Annotated in this window: 16 protein-coding genes; 7 read left to right on the top strand and 9 right to left on the bottom strand. The window is 75.0% G+C overall.

Annotated elements, in window-relative coordinates:
* Nucleotides 1-30 precede the first annotated feature (30 nt).
* From LC193_RS24915 to LC193_RS24900, 4 genes are all read left to right on the top strand, one after another.
* Nucleotides 31-1,266, top strand: a complete 1,236-nt coding sequence (locus LC193_RS24915; protein ID WP_226077599.1) for an arginine deiminase — start codon at nucleotides 31-33, stop codon at nucleotides 1,264-1,266.
* Nucleotides 1,267-1,371: 105 nt separating this feature from the next.
* Entirely contained in the window at nucleotides 1,372-2,370 is a 999-nt protein-coding gene (argF, locus tag LC193_RS24910; RefSeq protein ID WP_226077598.1) for an ornithine carbamoyltransferase, read from the top strand.
* A gap of 70 nt (nucleotides 2,371-2,440) precedes the next feature.
* Entirely contained in the window at nucleotides 2,441-3,676 is a 1,236-nt protein-coding gene (gene chrA / locus LC193_RS24905; protein WP_226077597.1) for a chromate efflux transporter, read from the top strand.
* A gap of 365 nt (nucleotides 3,677-4,041) precedes the next feature.
* Complete coding sequence (locus LC193_RS24900) at nucleotides 4,042-4,698, top strand: fascin domain-containing protein (RefSeq protein ID WP_226077596.1); 657 nt, start codon at nucleotides 4,042-4,044, stop codon at nucleotides 4,696-4,698.
* A 78-nt stretch (nucleotides 4,699-4,776) separates the two neighbouring features.
* Here LC193_RS24900 and LC193_RS24895 read toward each other — a convergent pair whose 3' ends face one another.
* Nucleotides 4,777-5,301, bottom strand: coding sequence for a cysteine hydrolase family protein (locus tag LC193_RS24895; RefSeq protein ID WP_226077591.1), 525 nt, complete (start codon nucleotides 5,299-5,301; stop codon nucleotides 4,777-4,779).
* 125 nt (nucleotides 5,302-5,426) lie between these two features.
* On the opposite strand from LC193_RS24895, the gene LC193_RS24890 reads away from it, so the two are divergent.
* Nucleotides 5,427-5,963, top strand: coding sequence for a GNAT family N-acetyltransferase (locus tag LC193_RS24890; protein WP_226077589.1), 537 nt, complete (start codon nucleotides 5,427-5,429; stop codon nucleotides 5,961-5,963).
* Between the two features lie 37 nt (nucleotides 5,964-6,000).
* Here LC193_RS24890 and LC193_RS24885 read toward each other — a convergent pair whose 3' ends face one another.
* The gene (locus tag LC193_RS24885; RefSeq protein WP_226077587.1) at nucleotides 6,001-6,858 is read right to left on the bottom strand and encodes an NmrA family NAD(P)-binding protein; all 858 of its coding nucleotides are present in this window, start codon (nucleotides 6,856-6,858) and stop codon (nucleotides 6,001-6,003) included.
* A 106-nt stretch (nucleotides 6,859-6,964) separates the two neighbouring features.
* On the opposite strand from LC193_RS24885, the gene LC193_RS24880 reads away from it, so the two are divergent.
* Complete coding sequence (locus LC193_RS24880) at nucleotides 6,965-7,990, top strand: helix-turn-helix transcriptional regulator (RefSeq protein WP_226077584.1); 1,026 nt, start codon at nucleotides 6,965-6,967, stop codon at nucleotides 7,988-7,990.
* A gap of 10 nt (nucleotides 7,991-8,000) precedes the next feature.
* Here LC193_RS24880 and LC193_RS24875 read toward each other — a convergent pair whose 3' ends face one another.
* Nucleotides 8,001-8,732 carry a YqeB family protein gene (locus LC193_RS24875; protein ID WP_226077582.1) on the bottom strand — a complete coding sequence of 244 codons (732 nt, stop codon included), beginning with the start codon at nucleotides 8,730-8,732 and terminating at the stop codon, nucleotides 8,001-8,003.
* A 95-nt stretch (nucleotides 8,733-8,827) separates the two neighbouring features.
* On the opposite strand from LC193_RS24875, the gene LC193_RS24870 reads away from it, so the two are divergent.
* Nucleotides 8,828-9,649, top strand: a complete 822-nt coding sequence (locus LC193_RS24870; RefSeq protein ID WP_226077580.1) for an alpha/beta fold hydrolase — start codon at nucleotides 8,828-8,830, stop codon at nucleotides 9,647-9,649.
* Between the two features lie 42 nt (nucleotides 9,650-9,691).
* Here LC193_RS24870 and LC193_RS24865 read toward each other — a convergent pair whose 3' ends face one another.
* From LC193_RS24865 to LC193_RS24840, 6 genes are all read right to left on the bottom strand, one after another.
* Nucleotides 9,692-10,672, bottom strand: coding sequence for a carbon-nitrogen hydrolase family protein (locus LC193_RS24865; RefSeq protein WP_226077578.1), 981 nt, complete (start codon nucleotides 10,670-10,672; stop codon nucleotides 9,692-9,694).
* Between the two features lie 451 nt (nucleotides 10,673-11,123).
* On the bottom strand, nucleotides 11,124-12,008 hold the full coding sequence (mmuM, locus tag LC193_RS24860) for a homocysteine S-methyltransferase (protein ID WP_226077576.1): 885 nt from the start codon (nucleotides 12,006-12,008) through the stop codon (nucleotides 11,124-11,126).
* Complete coding sequence (locus LC193_RS24855; RefSeq protein WP_226077574.1) at nucleotides 12,005-12,925, bottom strand: LLM class F420-dependent oxidoreductase; 921 nt, start codon at nucleotides 12,923-12,925, stop codon at nucleotides 12,005-12,007. The genes mmuM and LC193_RS24855 overlap by 4 nt, the downstream gene beginning before the upstream one ends.
* 77 nt (nucleotides 12,926-13,002) lie before the next feature.
* Nucleotides 13,003-15,726, bottom strand: a complete 2,724-nt coding sequence (locus tag LC193_RS24850) for an AfsR/SARP family transcriptional regulator (RefSeq protein WP_226077572.1) — start codon at nucleotides 15,724-15,726, stop codon at nucleotides 13,003-13,005.
* A 242-nt stretch (nucleotides 15,727-15,968) separates the two neighbouring features.
* Nucleotides 15,969-16,163, bottom strand: coding sequence for a hypothetical protein (locus LC193_RS24845; protein WP_226077570.1), 195 nt, complete (start codon nucleotides 16,161-16,163; stop codon nucleotides 15,969-15,971).
* Between the two features lie 131 nt (nucleotides 16,164-16,294).
* Nucleotides 16,295-17,227, bottom strand: coding sequence for a hypothetical protein (locus LC193_RS24840; RefSeq protein WP_226077568.1), 933 nt, complete (start codon nucleotides 17,225-17,227; stop codon nucleotides 16,295-16,297).
* Between the last annotated feature and the right edge of the window lie 27 nt (nucleotides 17,228-17,254).

Raw genomic sequence — 17,254 nt, 5'->3', positions numbered from 1 at the left:
CCCCGCGGTCGCGGGTCGCATGATGGAGCCATGAGCTTCCATGTCGACTCCGAAACGGGGCGGCTGCGCCGGGTGATCCTGCACCGGCCCGGCCTCGAACTGAAACGGCTGACGCCGACGAACAAGGACGAACTGCTCTTCGACGACGTGCTGTGGGTGCGGCGGGCGCAGCAGGAGCACGACGTGTTCGCCGGGCTGCTGCGGTCCCGCGGGGTCGAGGTGCGGCTGTTCGGCGACCTGCTGGCCGAGAGCCTGGACCTGCCCGCGGCCCGCACGCTGGTGCTCGACCGCGTCTTCGACGAACGCGAGTTCGGCCCGCTGGCGACCGACCGGCTCAGGGAGGTGTTCGAGCGGCTGCCCGCGCCCGAACTCGCCGAGGCGCTGATCGGCGGGGTGACCAAGCGCGAGTTCCTGGAACGGCACGAGGAGCCGGCGTCGATGCGGTTCCACGTGATGGACCCGGACGACTTCCTGCTCAACCCGCTGCCCAACCATCTCTTCGCCCGGGACACCTCGGCCTGGGTCTACGACGGGGTCGCGATCAACGCGATGCGGTGGCCCGCGCGGCACCGCGAGAGCGTGCACTTCGAGGCGGTGTACGGGTACCACCCGATGTTCACCGGCCCGCGCGCCGGCACGTTCCACACGTGGTCGGAGGGGCAGGGCGCGCACCCCTCGACCATCGAGGGCGGCGACGTGCTGGTCATCGGCAACGGCGCGGTGCTCGTGGGCATGAGCGAGAGGACCACGCCGCAGGCGGTCGAGCTGCTGGCGCGCCGCCTGTTCGCGGCGGGCTCCGCGCGCGTGATCGTCGCGCTCGACCTGCCCAAGCGGCGGGCGTTCATGCACTTGGACACGGTGCTGACGATGGTCGACGGGGAGACGTTCACCCAGTACGCGGGCCTCGGCATGCTGCGCTCCTACACGATCGAGCCCGGCTCGGGCACCCAGGAGCTGAAGGTGACCGACCACCCGCCCGAGCACATGCACCGGGCCATCGCCGCGGCGTTGGGCCTGGGCCGGATCAGGGTGCTCACCCCCGTGCAGGACGTGCGCTCGGCCGAGCGGGAGCAGTGGGACGACGGGTGCAACGTGCTCGCGGTCGAGCCCGGCGTGGTGGTGGCGTACGAGCGGACCGTCACGGCGAACACGCACCTGCGCGAGCACGGTGTCGAGGTGCTGGAGATCCCGGGCAGCGAGCTGGGGCGCGGCAGGGGCGGGCCGCGCTGCATGAGCTGCCCCGTGGAGCGGGACGCGGTGGGCTGACCCTCCTGACACAGCCCTGCATAGCCATGTAGAATTCCGCATACAATTCCATCTCCCCATGCGGAAACGATGGACCCGACCTCCCGCGCGACATACGGAGCCCCCATGGCGACAGATCTTTCGGGCCGCCACCTTCTCAAGGAGCTGGACCTCACCCCCGCGGAGTTCCGCTCGCTGGTCGACCTGGCCGCCGACCTGAAGGCGGCCAAGCGGTCCGGCACCGAGACCAGGACCCTGAGCGGCAAGCACATAGCGCTGGTCTTCGAGAAGTCCTCGACGCGCACCCGCTGCGCGTTCGAGGTGGCCGCCGCGGACCAGGGCGCCGCCACCACGGTCCTCGACCCCGCCGGCTCCCACATCGGGCACAAGGAGTCGGTGCGGGACACCGCCCGCGTGCTCGGCCGGATGTTCGACGCGATCCAGTTCCGGGGCAGCGCGCAGCGCACGGTCGAGGAGCTGGCCGCCCACGCGGGCGTTCCGGTGTACAACGGGCTGACGGACGAGTGGCACCCCACGCAGATGCTCGCCGACGTGCTCACGATGACCGAGCACTGCGCCAAGCCGCTGGCCAGGACGGCGTTCGCCTACCTCGGCGACGCCCGCAGCAACATGGGCAACTCCTACCTGGTCACCGGCGCCCTGCTGGGCATGGACGTGCGGATCGTGGCGCCGTCGGCCCTGTGGCCCGACGCCGCGGTGCGGGCCGAGGCCGAGCGGCTGGCCCAGGAGACCGGGGCGCGGCTCACGCTCACCGAGGACGTGGCCGAGGGAGTGCACGGCGCGGACTTCGTCGCCACGGACGTGTGGGTCTCCCTCGGCGAGCCGAAGGAGGTGTGGGACGAACGCATCGCGCTGCTGCGCCCGTACGCGGTGACCGCCGAGGTGCTGCGGGCCACGGGGAACGACGAGGTGAGATTCCTGCACTGCCTGCCCGCGTTCCACGACCTCGGCACCGAGGTCGGCCGCGAGATCCACGCGCGGCACGGCCTCGACTCGCTCGAAGTCACCGACGAGGTCTTCGAGTCGCCGCGGTCCGTGGTCTTCGACCAGGCGGAGAACCGGCTGCACACCATCAAGGCGCTGCTGGTCGCGACGCTGGCCTGATCGTCACCCGGAGTTCACACCGGGGTCCTAGAGTCGGCGCGTCCCGTCCGCCCGTTCTCATGGAGCCCCCGTGCACCAGCGCGTTCCGCTCGCTCTCATCGCCCGGGAGTGGACACGCATCGGCGTGGTCGGCTTCGGCGGTCCCCCGGTGCACATCGCGCTGCTGCGGGAGCTGTGCGTGGAACGCCGCGGCTGGATCCGGGCGAAGGACTTCGAGGACGGCATCGCGGCGGCCAACCTGGCACCCGGCCCCGCCTCCACCCAGCTGGCCATCCTCACCGCGTGGTGGCTCAGGGGCACGTGGGGCGCGGTGGTCGGGGGCCTGTGCTTCATCCTGCCCGGCCTGGTGCTGATCCTGGCGCTCGCGGCGCTGTTCCTCGCGGGCGACCCGCCGCTGTGGGTCGGCGGCGCGGCGGCCGGGGCGGGCGCGGCCGTGGCCGCGGTGGCCGTGCAGGCCGGCGCGCGCATGGCGCCGGGGAGCTTCCGGCACGCCGCGGGGCGGGGGGCCAGGGCGCGCTGGGCCTGCTACCTGGCGGCGGGGGCCGTCGCCGGCGTGCTGCTCGGTCCCTGGCTTGTGGTGGTGCTGGCCGCCGCCGGGCTCGTGGAGGTCGCCGTGCGCCGCCGGGCGGCCGGGCGGCGCACGGCCCCCGCGGGCCGGACGCCCGGCGCCGGGGCGGAGCCGGCCCCGGCGGCGGAGCCGGGCGGCGCGCGGGCGCGGGGCGCGCGCCTGCGGCTGTGGCTGCTGCTCGCGGCCGTCCCGCTCAGCGCGGCGGCGGCCGGCCTCTCCGCGCTGACCTGGGTGGCCTACAAGGTGGGCGCCCTGTCCTACGGCGGCGGCTTCGTCATCATCCCGCTGATGCAGGCGGACGCGGTCGACGGGTACGGCTGGATGGACGACGGGGAGTTCCTGAACGCCGTCGCGCTCGGGCAGATCACGCCGGGCCCGGTGGTGCAGACCGTCGCCGTGGTCGGCTGGGCGGCGGGCGGACTCGCGGGCGGGCTGCTGGCGGCGGCCGTGGCGTTCGGCCCCTCGTTCCTGCTGGTGGTCCTCGGCGGCGGGCACCTGGACCGGCTGCGCCGGAGCCCGGTGGCGCAGGGGTTCTTCGACGGCGCCGGCCCCGCGGTGATCGGCGCGATCTGCGGCTCGGCGATCCCGCTCGCCCTCGCCCTCGGCCACGCCTGGCAGTTCGGCGTCCTGGCCCTCGCCGGCCTGCTGCTCGCGCTCGGCCGCGGCCTCGTGGCGACGCTCCTGCTGTCCGGCGCGCTCGGCGTCGCGGCGGCACTCGCCGGCTGGCCGGTCGGCTGAGCGGAGGCCGGGCGCCGAGCACGACCCGGGAACCCGCGGCTGAACGCCAGGAATGACCACAACCCCCACACCAAACGCCAGTTCACGTAAAGGACGCCCGTTCTTCGCACAGTTGATCTACATTGTGCGCAAGGGGTGGTGTCATGGCCCTGGCCGGCGGGCGCAGCGCCCGCCGGGCGGTGCCATGTCCCTGCGGGTGCCGCGGACTTGGGGGCCGCGGCGCGAAGGGGGGCTCGACGCCGCCGGGGGGCCGTGCGCAGCCGATGGCACGGCCGGCACCGCTCCTCGCGCACACCTCGCGGGTGCACCGCACGCCTCCCCGGAGCCGTCTGCCCGCGAGCCGATCGAACGAAGGAATGTCATCCGTGGCTAAGTCCGCACGACAGAGCGCCGCTGTGCTGCTGTCCCTGTCCGCCCTGCTGGCCGCCTCGGCGATCGGCGCGACGAGCGCGTCCGCCGCACCCGCGAACGCCGACGACGCGCAGGCCCCGGCCGGCTGGGAGCGCGTCGACACCGAGCTGATGAACGAACTGCTCGTCGAGGACGGGGTGGCCCCGCTCAGCGCCTCCTCCGACACGGTCGAGGAGCTGCCCTGGGCCATCGAGTCCATGAACACGGGGCTGTTCGTCGCGGCCGAGCTGAACTACGCCGAGCCGAACACCGGCCTGCTGCGCGCCCGTTCCGACTGGTTCAACGGCGGCTGGGAGCAGTACGCGATCACCTTCGACGAGGTCACCGAGACCATCACCCTCACCAACAAGGCCAACGGCCTGAACGTGGCGACCGAGCGGAACTACACGGGTGCCTCCAACGGCCTGCTGCGCGCCCGCTCCGAGGGCGTCGGCAGCTGGGAGCGCTACGTTCTCTACTACCACGAGGTGAACGACACGTTCGCCTTCCAGTCCGTGGTGAACGGCCTGTTCGTGGCGACCGAGCGGAACTACACCGGCCAGCTCCAGAACGCGCTGCGCGCCCGTTCCGACTGGATCAACGGCTCCTGGGAGCAGTTCTACCTGTGGTGACCCGCCGCTGGTGACACGCCTCCGCTGCCCGGGCCGGCTTCCGGCCCGGGCAGCGGGCCGACAGGTCGGGAAGCGGGATCAGCGGTCCGTGGGGCCGCCGCCTGGCTCGAACGTCACGGACTCGGGCGCGACCACCACGACGCCCGCCGCGCGCAGCGTCGCCTCCGTCTCGCGCGCCATGCCCGCCCGGTGGCTGGCGTGCGCCCCGCGCACGAGCACCACGCGGTGCCCGCGGTCGAGCGCGGCGAGCGCGGTGGCGCGCACGCCCCCCTCGCTCTCCGCCCCCGCGACGATGACCTCGGCGCCCACCGGGATCAGCCCGGCGAGGCCGCTGCCCGCGAAGGCGTGGGGTCCTTCCCACTCCACGACGGGCTCGTCGGCCGGCCCGCGGTGGAGCGTTCCCCGGCTGGATTCCTCCGGGCCGCCGGGCGGTCCGGCGGCTCCAGGACCGTCCGCCGGGCGCGCGTGGATCACGAGGGCGCCGGCCGAGCGGGCCCGGGCGAGCAGGCCCTCGATCACGGCGGAGACCTTCGCCGCGTCCGGCACGGCGCCGGGCGCGAGGAGATTCTTCGATAAGTCGATGAGAAGCAGCACAGGTGCCATCGGCGCAGCGTAGCAACCCGGACCTCGCGGCAACTTCCCTGGTGGGTTAATGCGTTGAGGCTTATGGACGTGTCCTGATAGGACCGGCCGAGAACCGTGAGCCCGACCCGATGGGAGCTTGTGCCTTGCTGACCGGACAACGTGTGCGGCTGCGTGCCATGGAACCGGCCGACGCCGAGTCACTGTGGCGCTGGAACAGCGACCCGGACGTGATCCGCTGGCTCGACACCGAGCATCCCGAGTCGCTGGCCCACACCCTGCACCGGGCGGCCGAGCGCGAGCGGAACTCCTACGAGCAGATCCTGCTGATGATCGAGACGCTCGCCGAGGGCCGGCTCATCGGCGTCGTCTGCCTGCGCGACGCCCGCCCGGAGCACGGGCGGGCCGAACTCGACGTCTACCTCGGCGAGAAGGAGTTCTGGGGGCGGGGGCACGGCACCGACGCCGTGCGCGTGATCTGCCGGTACGGATTCGACCAGATGCGGCTGCACTCGGTCGCCCTGTGGGTGGCGGCCGGCAACACGCGCGCGATCCGCGCGTTCGAGAAGGTCGGCTTCGTCCAGGACGGCAGACACCGGGAGGCGTTCCGCAGGGACGGCGCGTGGCACGACCTGGTCCTCATGAGCCTGCTCGAACACGAGATACGCCCGGCCGGCCGGTGAGGCCCGCCGGCGCCCCCGGGAACGCCTCCCGTCCGGCTCACTCCCCCGCGTCCTGCCCGGGCGTGAAGGCGGCGGCGTGCTCCGCGACCCACGCGGCGAACGTGCGCGGCGGGCGGCCCGTGACCCGTTCCACCGTGGGCCGCACGGTGTACCCGGCCGGCGGCGGGTCCGTCCGCATCGCGAGGAAGAACGCGATGTCGCTCTCCGCGTAGCCCTCCTGCCGCCACCGGGCGACGATCTCCTCCCGGCTCAGCTCGACGTAGGCGACCTCGCGTCCCAGCACGCCGGCGATCGTGCGGACCTTGCCGGGCGCCGTCAGCGCCTCGGGCCCGGTGAGCCAGTACTCCTGCCCGCCGTGGCCCTCCGCCGTGAGGGCCGCGGCGGCGACGGCCGCGATGTCGGCCTCGTGGACCATCGCGCTGCGCGCCTCGGGGAACGCCTCGCGCACGACGCCCTCCTCGCGCACCGAACCGGCCCACTCCAGCGCGTTCGCCATGAACTCCACGGGGGCCAGCCGGGTCAGCGCGAACGCGCCCCCGGTCTCGGCCGCGGCCATGAGGGCGTCCTCGAAGTCCGTGCGCCCCGGGTCGCCCTTCAGGAGCGTGACGCGCCGCGCCCCGCCGCGCGCCGCGAGATCCGCCAGCTCACGGCCGCGCGCCAGCGGTGACCAGTCCGCGCCGTCGAACCCGATGAAGTGCACCGCCGTGACGTCCGAGAAGGCCGCGGACAGGCCGCCGGGATCGGTCAGGTCGCCCGCGACGACCTCGACCCCCTCGGGCAGCGCGGCCCGCTCCGGACTCCTGCTGAGGGCGCGGACCCGGTGCCCCGCCGCGTGCAGCCCCTCGACGAGGTGGCGGCCGACGGTGCCGGTGGCCCCGGTCACGAGAATGGTCATGGAACGTCCTTCTGTGCCTGCGCCCGGAACGTCCCGGGCGTCGTTCCAGCAAGGTAGGAACGGTGGCGGACAGATGCTGTCCGCCACCGCCGTGCAGACTGGCCGGGTGACCGACACCTCCGCCCGGCTGCTGCGCCTGCTCGGGCTGCTCCAGACCCGCCGGGAGTGGCCGGCCCCGGCGCTGGCCGAGCGGCTCGGCGTCAGCACCAGGACGATCCGCCGCGACATCGACCGGCTGCGCCGCCTGGACTACCCGATCGAGGCCGGCCTCGGGCCGGCCGGCGGGTACCGGCTGGGCGCGGGGGCCGCGCTGCCCCCGCTGCCGCTGGACGAGGACGAGGCCGTCGCCGTGGCCGTCGGCCTGCGGACCGCCGCGGGCAGCGGCGTCGAGGGAATCGGCGAGACGGCGGTGAGCGCCCTGGTGAAACTGCGCCGGCTGATGCCGGACCGGCTGCGCCGCCGCATGGACACGCTGCACGTCCGGGCGGTGAGCGCGCAGGGCCCGCCCACGGTCCCCGCCCGGCAGCTGACCGCGGTGGCCACCGCATGCCGGGACCGCGAGCGGCTGCGCTTCGACTACGAGGACCACCACGGCCGCACCGGCGTCCGCACCGCGGAACCGCACGAGCTGGTCGCCTGGGGCGGGCGCTGGTACCTGGTGGCCTGGGACGTGGACCGGGAGGGGTGGCGGACGTTCCGGGTCGACCGGCTCCGCTGCCGGGTGCCGACCGGGCCGCGGTTCACCCCGCGCCCGCTGCCGGAAGGGGACGCGGTCCGCTTCGTCACCGGCAGTGTCGCGCGGCTGTGGCCGCACCGGGCGACCGTGCGGCTGCACGTGCCCGCCGACGCGGAGGCGGCGCGCGCGGCAGCGCCCTACGGGCGGCTCGAACCGGTGGACGACAGCTCCTGCCTGCTGCGTTTCACCGCCGACAGCAGGCACGGCCTGGTGTTCCTGCTGGGCGCGCTCGACGTCGACTTCGACCTCGTGGACCCGCCGGAGCTGGCCGGGCCGCTGCGGCAAGCCGCCGGCCGGTTGCTGCGCGCCGCCGATGCCGCGGGCCCCGCGGCCCGAGGCGCGCCCGGCCAGGGAACGGGCGGTCCCGGGCCCGGGGAGCCCGGCGGGGCCCGGTGAGCGCCCCGGGTCAGGGAGCGGGGACCAGGGGCCGCCAGTACTGCCTCCGCTCGCGGTCGCGCACGACGATCCCCAACTTCTGCACCTCGGCGCGCAGGTCGGCGGCGTCCCGGTCCTGCTTCTTCCGCAGCGCCTTGTCGCGCGCCGCGAGCACGGCGTTCACCCCGGCCGGCAGGTCGGGGGTGTCGGGGACCCAGCGGCGGTACAGCTCGGCGTGCGGGTCGCTCTCCCCCGCCCACGGGTAGCCGTGCGCGCGGAAGCCGCGCGCGAGCCGCGCCGCGCCGCCCTCGTAGTCCTCGCGCAGCAGCTCCCGCGAGTCCTGGGCGAGGATCACCAGCTGCCTGCCGTCCGTGAACACCGCGGCCACGCACGGGCGTTCCAGGTAACGGGTCCTGCCGTCCTTGTCCAGGCGCACCTCGTCCCCTGCCAGGGTCACCCGCAGGCACGAGGCGAGGGCGAACACCGCGAAGGCCGCCCCGAGCAGCAGGCCGACGGCACCGAGGACCACGAAGGACCACGACCGGTCGAAGGAGGCGATCAGCTCAAGCGGGCCCCCGAACGGCGCCCAGGGCCGGTCGGCCGCCCACGCCGCCGCGAACGGCGCCGCCGCGCCCGCGAGCGCGCCGAGCGCGGGCGCCCCCGCGACGAGCAGCCACCGGTCGCGCGCGGGCAGTCCGAGCACCGTCGCGTCCCCGCCCACCGCCGCGCCGCCCTCGTGCCCCGGGTCCCCAGTTCTCCTCATGCCCGCGACGTTAGGGGACCCGCGGGCGGCCCGGCTGTCGTCCAAGGTCTCCTTTTCCCGCCGACAGCAGTCGACTTTGGTTGTAGGGTCTGCGCGTGTCTCTTCCCCTTCTCTCCCATGACACGGCGGGCGAGGGCCCCGTTCTCCTCCTGCTGCACTCCTCCGTGTGCGACCGGCGGATGTGGGACCCGCAGTGGCGGATGTTCCTCGACGCCGGCCACCGCGTGGTGCGCTGCGACTTCCGCGGCCACGGGGACACGCCCGCCGCGCGGGGCCCGTACCGCGACGCGACGGACGTGGGCGACGTGCTCGACGCGCTGGGGATCGCGGAGGCCGCCGTCGTCGCCTCGTCGGCGGGCGGGGCGGTGGCTCTCGAACTCGCCGCGCGCCGCCCGGAGCGCGTGACCTCGCTCGTGCTGCTGAACACGGCCTCGCCCGCGCACCGGCCCTCGGCCGCGCTCCGCGACTTCGACGCGCGGGAGGCCGCCCTGCTCGACAGCGGGGACGTGGCCGGCGCCGTCGAGCTGAACGTGGCGACCTGGCTGGGACCCGAGGCCGACGCCAACACCCGGGCGATGGTGCGGCTGATGCAGCGGCGCGCGTTCGAGGCGCACCTGGCGTTGGAGACCGCGGAGGACGGCGGCCCGGCCTCCGCCGGGGAGGGCGCGGCGGAGGCCGGGGCGCCCGCGTTCCGGCTCCGGGACGTGCGGGCCCGCACGCTCGCCGTCTCCGGCGCCCACGACCTGCCCGACTTCCGCGAGATCGCCGCCGGGCTGCCCGCCCTCCTGCCCGCGGCGCGGCACGTCGAGCTGCCCTGGGCCGGGCACCTGCCCAGCCTTGAGCGCCCGGCGGAGACCGCCCTGCTCGTCCTCGACTTCGTCCGGGACCGGCGGGGCACGGGCGTCCCCGGCCGCTGATCCGCCGCGCCGGGCCGGGCCGGCGCGGCGGACAGCGGCGGGTCAGCGCAGCGGGGGCCTTCCGCGGTGGCTGACGCGGACGAACGGCTCCCCCACGGCCGGCTCGGTCAGCGCGCCGTAGGCGCGGGGGCGGCGGAAGGCGTCGCCCCACGTCTCGCGCCTGCGGTAGTCGCGCAGGGCGGCGAGGTCGAACACGGCGGGGAAGACGCCCGCGGCCTCCCCCGCCTCCACCACGAGCATGTCCCGCGCCCCCTCAGGCCCGAAGGCCATGCCGTCGAAGGCGACGGAGTGGCCCCAGCCGGGACCCGCGTAGTTGGCCATGGCCACCGCGAGCATGTTCTCGTACGCGCGCGCCTTGAACTGGTCGATCCTGTTGCGCTCCAGGTCGCAGGCGTTGGGTGTGAGGACGAGTTCCGCGCCGGCGAGCATCAGCGCGCGGGCGCTCTCGGGGAACTCGCGGTCGTAGCAGATCATGGCCCCGACGCGGACGTCCCCAGCCGCCGTGTCCAGGGTGCACGTACCGAACGACGTGCCCGGCGTGAGCGCGGCCTCCGGCACCGCGAACGCGCAGGTGTGCACCTTGGCGTGGGTGAGCACCAGCCGGCCGTGCCGGTCGATCAGGGAGACCGAGTTGCGCGGCGGCCCTTCCCACTCCTCCAGGTAGGTCAGCGCGATGGCCATGTCGAGTTCCGCGGCGAGCGACGCGAAGTGCGCGACGAACGGCGAGTCGGCCGCGACGGGTTCGCCGCGCCAGACCGCGCGGTGGTCGGGCACCCCGACCGGGGCGGCGCCCGCCCACAGGTCGGGGTGGCGGTAGACGTTGGCCGAGGCGTCCCCGAAGGGGACGGCGGCGGTGTAGCCGTTGCTCCACATCTCGGGGAACAGGGCGATGTCCGCGCCGAGTGCCTTCGCCCGGCGGCAGGCGGCCTCGCCCGCCGCGCGGTTGGCGTCGAGGTCGTGCCCCGCGCGTTCGAGCTGGAGCAGGGCGACGGTCAGGGTATGCGTTAGGTGCGTGGTGTGCATGGGAAAGCTCCTTCGTGGGCTGCCGGATCACGGTCACGAAGGAACGGCGGTGGCCCCCTGGCGCGGGGTCGGCGTCAACGCATGGCAGTCACGGTAGCAACTCCCGCCGGAGGCGGGCGAGGTGGACCGCGCCCGGCCCGTACGCGGGGAGGCGGGGCACCGGGACGCGGTCCTCCGGAAGCAGGTCGGGGACCTCTGCCCTGCACAGCGGGGGTACCGCCGCCTGCTCCCACCTGCGAGTCTGCCGGATATTCCCGCGAACTCCAGCCTGCGACGGATAATTTCGGTCGCGATGCGTGTCGGCTCAGCTACCAAACGATGAACACCGCAGCTCAGTCGGAGGGCTCAGTCACCAGGTGGCGCGGGCGCCGCCGCGGCACGTACCGGGCGAACCGGTACAGCCGCAACACGGCCGAATTCACGACCCCGCACGGGTCGCGGATACGCCGCCTCAGCGACTCGCGGCCGGGCCGAGCACCTCGGCGAGCTCCGCCACCGCGGCGGGCCCCACCCGGCAGCAGCCGCCGATCAGCCGCGCCCCCGCCGCCCGCCAGGCCGCGGCCGAGGCCGCGGGGCCGACCGCGCGGCCGTGCCACCGGCCGCGCGCGGCGTCCCACGTCTCACCGCTGCCCGGGTAGGCGACCGCGGGGCGCCCGGTCACCGCGACCGCGCGGGCGATGGCCGCCGGCACCTCGTCGGGGGCGCAGCAGTTGACGCCCACGGCGACCACCTGCTCGTTCCCCGCGGCCACCGCGAACGCCTCGTCGAGCGGCTGCCCCGCCCGGGTCCGGCCGCCGGCCACCGTGTACGACAGCCACACCGGCACCCCGCAGCCGCGGGCCGCGGTGAGCATCGCCGCCGCCTCCACGGCGTCCGGCACCGTTTCGAGGGCCAGCACGTCGGGGCCCGCCGCGGCCAGCGCCTCGATGCGCGGCCGGTGGAAGCGCACCAGCTCCGCGGTGCTCAGCCCGTACCGGCCCCGGTACTCGCTGCCGTCCGCGAGCACCGCCCCGTAGGGTCCGACCGACGCGGCGACCCACGGCGCCCCCGCCGCCCTGGCCAGCCGCACGCTGTCGCCCAGCAGCCGGGCCGCCGCCGCGCGGCCCACGCCGTGGCGCGCGAACCCCTCGAACGACGCCTGGTAGCTGGCCGTCGTCAGCACCTGCGCCCCGGCCCGCGCGTACGCCCGGTGCGCGCGCAGCAGTTCGTCCGGCTCCCGCAGCAGGACGCGCGCGGTCCACAGCGGGTCGTCCACGTCGCAGCCCTGGTCCTGGAGGCGGTTGGAGAGCCCGCCGTCCAGCACCAGGGTCCGTCCGTCGAGCGCGGGCAGGGTCACGGCAGTTGCGGCGCGACCTGTTCCGCGATCAGCTCAAGGTGCGCGAGGTCGTCCAGGTCCAGGATCTGGAAGTAGATCCTGGAGGAGCCGGCCTCCGCGTAGCGGCCGATCTTGTCGACGACCTCGGCCGGCGAGCCCGCGAGACCGTTGGCCCGCAGCTCGTCCACCTCCCGGCCGATGGCCGCGGCCCGCCGGGCCACCTCGGCGTCGTCCCGGCCGACGCAGGCGACCAGCGCGTTGGAGTACACCAGCTCGTCGGGCTTGCGGCCGGCCGCGTCGGCCGCCTCCCGCACCCGCCCGAACTGCGCGGCGCTGTCCTCGACCGAGACGAACGGCACGTTGAACTCGTCCGCGTACCTGGCCGCGAGGCGCGGCGTGCGCTCCTTGCCCATGCCCCCGATCAGCACGGGGACCCGCTCCTGCACGGGCTTGGGCAGGGCCGGGGAGTCCACGAGCCGGTAGTGGTCCCCTTCGTAGGAGAACCGCTCGCCCACCGGGGTCCCCCACAGCCCCGTCACGATGGCCAGCTGCTCCTCAAGGCGCGGGAACTTCTCGCGCGGGAACGGGATGCCGTACGCGGTGTGCTCCGCCTCGAACCAGCCCGCGCCGATGCCCAGTTCCACCCGGCCGCCGGACATCGCGTCGACCTGCGCCACCTGGATGGCCAGCACGCCGGGCAGCCGGAACGTGGCGGCCGTCATCAGCGTGCCGAGCCGGATGCGGGAGGTCTCCCTGGCCAGGCCCGCGAGCGTCAGCCAGGCGTCGGTCGGCCCGGGCAGCCCGGTGCCGCCCATCGTCAGGTAGTGGTCGGAGCGGAAGAAGGCGTCGAAGCCCAGGTCCTCCGTGGCCTTGGCGACGGACAGCAGGGTGTCGTAGCTCGCGCCCTGCTGCGGTTCGGTGAAGATGCGCAGATCCATGCGGCCATTCTGCGTGCTCGCGCCCCGGGCCGGGCGGGCGGGCCCGCCCCGGCGCGCCGCGCCGCCGGGCCCGTCCGTCAGATCACGGAGTGCTTCTCGTCCATGCGCACCCGCAGGTGGCTGTTCTCCCGGTGGTTGAGGTCCTCAAGGACCGCGCGCGCCTGCATCTCCTCCAGGTGCGCGGCCGTCTCCCGGCCCAGGCCGCGCAGCGCCGCGGCCAGCCAGGTGCGCTGCTGCGCGACCACGAACGGGTCGAACGGCTGCTCCGCCGCGTGTCCGAGCGCCCGGTTCACCCAGCGCGCCGCCTCCTCGAACTCGCCGACCTCCAGGTGGTACTCGGCGAGCACGCCCGCGGCGATGGTCCGCTCGTACGGCAGCGGCGCCGTCTCGTAGTTGCCGAGCAGCAGCCGGTGCGCCGTGGCGTGGTTGCCGAGGAACAGGTGGCAGCGGCCGAGATTGTTGATCAGCTGCGGCCTGAACTCGTCGATGCCCGCCGCGCGCACCTCCGCGAGCGTGCGCTCCGCCAGCTCGACGGCCTCCGCGATGCGGCCGGCCGACCCCAGGCACGGCACCAGGTTCAGCGTCGCGGCCAGCGCCTCGGTCCGTTCGCCCACGGAACGGAACAGGGCGATGCTGCGCCGCAGCAGGTCGGCGCCCTCGATCCCGCGGCCCTGCTGTCCCGCGGCCTTGCCCAGTTGCCCGTACGCCGCCGCCTCGGCGAACCGGTCGCCCGTGCGCCGGCCCACCTCAAGGGCGATCTCGCACAGCCGCCGCTGCCCCCGCCAGGACAGCCGCATGCCGAAGTAGCTCTCCAGGGCCCGGAGCGCTTCGAGCGCGAACGCCGACAGCGGCCGGCCGCCCAGCTCCGCGCCCGTGTCGTGCTCAGGGCCCGCCAGCTGGTGGGCGAGCGAGAGCACGTCGTCGAGCACCTCGTCCGCCCACGGCAGCGACTCGTCGACCGACGTGAACAGCCGGCCTTGCGGGTACCGGTCGGCACCCGCCTGGTACCGCCTGCGGTAGTGCTCGGCGAGCGCGAGCGGGCCGTTCACGCGGTGCAGCGAGCCCAGGTACCAGTTCGCGAGCCCGGCCAGCCGCGCCGTGACCCCCGGCCGCGGCAGCCGCGCGGCCTGCCACGCCGCCGCGGCCCGCACGAGGTCGTGCAGCGCGTACACGCCGGGCCGCGGGCTGCCCGCGATCTGCGCGTCGGCCAGCCGTTCCAGCGCGCGCCGGGCCTCGCCGGGCGAGCAGCCGACCAGCGCGGCGACGGAACCGGGGCTGAACGAACGCACCGCGGCGGCGCCGAGCAGCGGGAAGACCGCGGCGGCCCGCCGGTCCTCGGGCTCGCGCGAGGCCGCCAGGTGGTCGATGCCGACCACCAGGCTCGCGCGCAGGTCCAGGTCGTCCGCCGTCAGCTCGTCCATGCGGCGGCGCTCGTCGCCGAGCGCCGCGATGAACTCCGCGACCCGCCAGCACGGCCGGGCCGCCATGCGCGCCGCCACGATCCGCAGCGCGAGCGGCAGCCGGCCGCACAGCTCGGCCAGCTCGGCCCACTCCGCGCGCCGGCCGCGCTCCTCGCCCCCGCCCGCCGCCGACCGCAGGAACGTCACGGCCTCGTCGGTGGCCAGCGGCCTCAGGTGCAGGTGGTGGCCGCGGCCAAGACCGGTGAGCGCCTTCCTGCTGGTCACCAGGGCCGCGGCGCCCGGCTCCGCCGGCAGCAGCGGCGCCACCTGCGCCACGTCGAGCGCGTTGTCGAGCAGCACCAGTACGCGGCGCCCGTACAGCTGCTCGCGGTAGAACGCGACCGCGGACGCCGGGTCCTGCGGCACCTCCTTGCCCGGGGTGCCGAGCGAGGCGAGCAGCACCCGGCGGGCCTCGGCCACGTCGAGCGGCGCGTTCCTCGGGTCGGCGCCGCGCAGGTCGACGTACAGCATGCCGTCGGGGTAGCGGTCCTCGACCTCGCGCGCGGCCCGCACGGCGAGTGTCGACTTGCCGACTCCGCCGGGGCCGTCGATGAGGCAGACCGCCGGGGCGCCGAGCGCGCCGGTCAACCAGCCGCGCAGCCGGGCGAGTTCCACGCCGCGGGCGACGAACGCGGCGTCACCCGGCGGGAACGCCGCCCGGTGCGCCGGTCGGCCGGACTCGGCCGATGGCGCGCCGAACTCCCGCGCGAAGGCCCGCCGTTCGGCGTCGCGCCCGGAGCGGCTCAGCGCGTCGAGCGCCTGCCTGCGCAGCCGGCCGCGCCCGGGGTGCGCGCGGGCGGCGGCCAGCAGCTCGTCGGCCGCCTCGCCGTGCCGGCCCAGCGCGATCAGCAGGTCGAACCGGTCCTCCGCGGCGCACAGCCGCAGATCCTCGATGGCGCGCAGCTCCCGGCTGCGCAGCGGCCCCTCCGGCAGGTCGCACAGCGGCGCGCCGCGCCACTGCGCGAGCGCCGCGTCCAACTCGTCGACGGCCCGCCCCGGCGCGGCGGCGGACAGCAGGTGCGCCCGCCGCAGCGCGTCGCGGGCGCGCCCCAGATCGGTCTCCTCCGGCCCGACGGCGAGCAGGAACGCGTCCGGCAGCAGGAGCAGCCGTCCGGGAGGCAGCGCCCGGCGCAGCCGCCGCACGTAGTCGCGGAGCGTGGCCTCGGCGCGAGACGGGCGGCGCGCGCCCCACAGCCGTTCGGCGAGGTCCGCCACGGGCACCTCCTGCCCGGCGCGCAGCGCGAGGGCGGCGAGGACCGCGCGCAGCCGGGGGGCGGTGACGGGCAGCGGGGTGCCGTCGTCCGCGGCCACCTCAAGCGGGCCGAGCAGCCGGATGTCCAAGGGAAACCCCCACCGCCGATGCGTGGGGCACCACTGTACTGGGCGAACGGCCGGGATTTGAGGGTCGGGAGACGGGCGGTGCACTCCACCGCGGGACCCCGGCACGGCCGCCTTCGGTCTCCCCGAACATGGCACGCTCCTCGGCCGGGCCCGGCCCGACGGCCGGCCTCGCCGCCTCGAACGCCGTTCCGCCCCGCACACGGTGCTCGGTATCTCGTCGATCGGGAGACAGCGCGCTTCGTTCACTTCAGGTGGTGCAGGATCTCCGCATCGCTGTCCATCAGCTCGGCCAGGACATCGTCGACCTTCGGCTCGGCCCGAGCCTGGGCGTCACGGATGGCCTCGATGGCGAGTTCCTGCTTGCCGCGGCCCTCCCGGCGAGCACGCCCGGTGGGCTTCGCGTCGAGGTCGTCGGGGAGTCGGGGTGTCATCGCCATGCGCCGATGATGCCGGACTGGCATCCGGCGGCGCGGCGACGCCCACCCCGCGCGACGGGACGACACGGGTCCGAACGACGTCCTTCGCGGCCCGGCGGGGCCGGAGCCGCGCGGGCGGCTTCCGCACTCGGTCACAGGTCCGGACGGATCTTGCGGCCGACGTGCGCGACGCGGATCCGGTTCTCCTCACCGATCAGGCGGAAGTGGATGCGGCCGGCTCCCGGCGTGAAGCGGGCATGGAGATGAAACGTGCGCCACTCCCCGTCCACGTCCTCGAAGCGGCACACGCGTTTGCGGGTCTCGCCCTCCGGGGTCACTCTGCTCTGCCATTCCGGCTCGGGAGCGACGGCGGCGTCCCAGTCGGCCGCCGCGGCGTCGAGCCGTTCGAGACACCGCCGGACGGGCACGACCCAGCGCGGGTCCAGGTCGCTCAGCTGGGCTTCGGTGCGGGGCAGGAACTGAAGGTGCGGGTACAGGTCCTCCCTGTGCTCCCAGACCTGGCGCCCCGTGGCCGCCCGGGACAGGGCCGCATCCCTGATCCAGGAACGATGCGTCTCGACGTGCGACACCGCGGACACGTGGCGCACCTTGACGACACCGTGCTCGTACTCCAGTGATCCGTCGTCGAGTTCGACGAGTTCACGCCGATCGAGCGTGATCGAGGAGGTGGACCACGACGGCGCCACCGGCAGGCTGACCGCCACACCGTCCATGAAGTGCGCCGCGCCCATCCCCACGACGGCCGTGTCCTCGTGCCGGTATTCGAGGTGGTCGTCGGCGTCGGGTGTCGGATAGACGCTGCGGACCGGAGCCCTGTTGCGCAGCGCCAGGAGCCGCTGCCAGCGCACATGGTTCTTCGGACTGCCGCCGATCCACTTGCCGATCGGATAGCCATCGGCGACGTCCAGACTCTTCAGCTCGACCTCGCTGACCAGGGACGTACCCGACCGATCCTCATCGGCGACCGCGCGCACGACATCCACGAAATCGGCCATGGCCGCATCGGCTCGGGCCTTGCCGCACGTCGTGCCCCACGACTTCTCGTTCAAGAACAGCAGCGGCACGCGCTTCCCCTTCGTTGTCGACGGCCC

Origin of the sequence: Streptomyces marincola, assembly GCF_020410765.1 — a bacterium.
Classification (GTDB): Bacteria; Actinomycetota; Actinomycetes; order Streptomycetales; family Streptomycetaceae; genus Streptomyces; species Streptomyces marincola.
Note: the sequence above shows the minus strand (reverse complement) of the source record. Positions and strands in the feature narration are given on the sequence as shown.

Coding starts and splice junctions, on each gene's coding strand:
- LC193_RS24915 (WP_226077599.1), top strand. CDS start 31: ATGAGCTTCCATGTCGACTCCGAAACGGGGCGGCTGCGCCGGGTGATC.
- argF (WP_226077598.1), top strand. CDS start 1,372: ATGGCGACAGATCTTTCGGGCCGCCACCTTCTCAAGGAGCTGGACCTC.
- LC193_RS24895 (WP_226077591.1), bottom strand. CDS start 5,301: ATGGCACCTGTGCTGCTTCTCATCGACTTATCGAAGAATCTCCTCGCG.
- LC193_RS24885 (WP_226077587.1), bottom strand. CDS start 6,858: ATGACCATTCTCGTGACCGGGGCCACCGGCACCGTCGGCCGCCACCTC.
- LC193_RS24875 (WP_226077582.1), bottom strand. CDS start 8,732: ATGAGGAGAACTGGGGACCCGGGGCACGAGGGCGGCGCGGCGGTGGGC.
- LC193_RS24865 (WP_226077578.1), bottom strand. CDS start 10,672: ATGCACACCACGCACCTAACGCATACCCTGACCGTCGCCCTGCTCCAG.
- LC193_RS24855 (WP_226077574.1), bottom strand. CDS start 12,925: ATGGATCTGCGCATCTTCACCGAACCGCAGCAGGGCGCGAGCTACGAC.
- LC193_RS24845 (WP_226077570.1), bottom strand. CDS start 16,163: ATGGCGATGACACCCCGACTCCCCGACGACCTCGACGCGAAGCCCACC.